Below are 1,202 nucleotides of genomic sequence, written 5' to 3' on the forward strand. Positions count from 1 at the left end.
ATGATGCATATCCGTTAATAAAAGATGACGTTCATCCGATTCTTTCACGAGGGCCGCACGGAAGAGCGGCGCTTCCTCCAGACAAAACGGCCGGACGAATGCGTCAGCTGACTCGGCCTCATCCAGCTGAAACGGTACGCTGTCATGGATGCGCTGCACCGGTTCGCCGTCAGGCCCCGTTTCAAAGGACGTTCTGAGCGACTCGTGCCGCTCCACAAGCTGCCGGAACGTCTTCTCCAGCCGGCCGCGGTCAAGCGGGCCCGTCAGTTCCAGCACAGCCGGCATATTGTAGCCGACACCGCCCTCTTCAAGCTGCTGGAGCACATACATCCGTTTCTGCGCCGAAGACACCGGGTAGGTGTCCTGTTTTTGCGCAGGCTGAATCGCTTCATACGGGCTCTCTTCCAAGTCCTGAATAACCGAAGCGAGCTCTTCCACCGTCGGCCGGGCGAAGATGTCCTGTAACGGCACCTGAACACCGAATTCTTTGGCGATGCGGGAGACGAGAGCCGTCGCTTTTAACGAATGGCCGCCCCGCTCAAAAAAGTGATCCCGGATGCCGACGGGGCCGTTTTTCAGCACCTCTTCCCAGAGGGCGCAAAGCTTCATTTCCGTGACGTTCCGCGGGGCGGTGTACGCCCGTCTGTCTGCCGCTCCGCCGGGAGCCGGCAGTGCGCGGCGGTCAAGCTTTCCGCTCGGCGTGACCGGCCATTCGCTCATCTCTATAAACTGAGCCGGCATCATGTAGGCCGGAAGGCGTGTCGCAAGCTCCGCCCGCACGTCATCGCTTTCCCGTCCTTCGATATAAGCGTAAAGCGCGGTTTCGCCGTGTTCGGTCCGGGCGGTGACCGCCGCCTCACGAATGCCGTCGATGCGCCGGATCGCCGCTTCAATCTCCCCCGGTTCGATCCGGTAGCCGCGGACTTTCACCTGTCCGTCTGAACGGCCGAGCCATTCAACAAGGCCGTCTTCTGTCCAGCGTGCGATATCGCCCGTCTGATACATGCGCTCGCCCGGATAAAACGGATCATCGAGAAAACGCTCCTCCGTCAGCTCAGGCCGGTTCAGATAGCCCCGGGCCACCCCTGTCCCCGCGATGTACAGCTCTCCTGCCACACCCGCAGGCTGGATGGTTCCTCCGCTATCTAATACATACAGACGGGCACCAGGAACGGGTTTTCCGATCGGAAGCCTTGTCCGTC

General features: G+C 60.7%; 1 protein-coding gene. It reads right to left on the reverse strand.

Translation table 11 applies throughout. The features are described from left to right. The coding region (locus ACFVU3_RS40150) for a condensation domain-containing protein (protein WP_390073725.1) at positions 1 to 1,185 on the reverse strand (1,185 nt) is incomplete at its 3' end. Positions 1,186 to 1,202: the final 17 nt, after the last annotated feature.

The organism is Streptomyces sp. NPDC058052, from assembly GCF_042885515.1.
Lineage (GTDB): Bacteria > Actinomycetota > Actinomycetes > Streptomycetales > Streptomycetaceae > Streptomyces.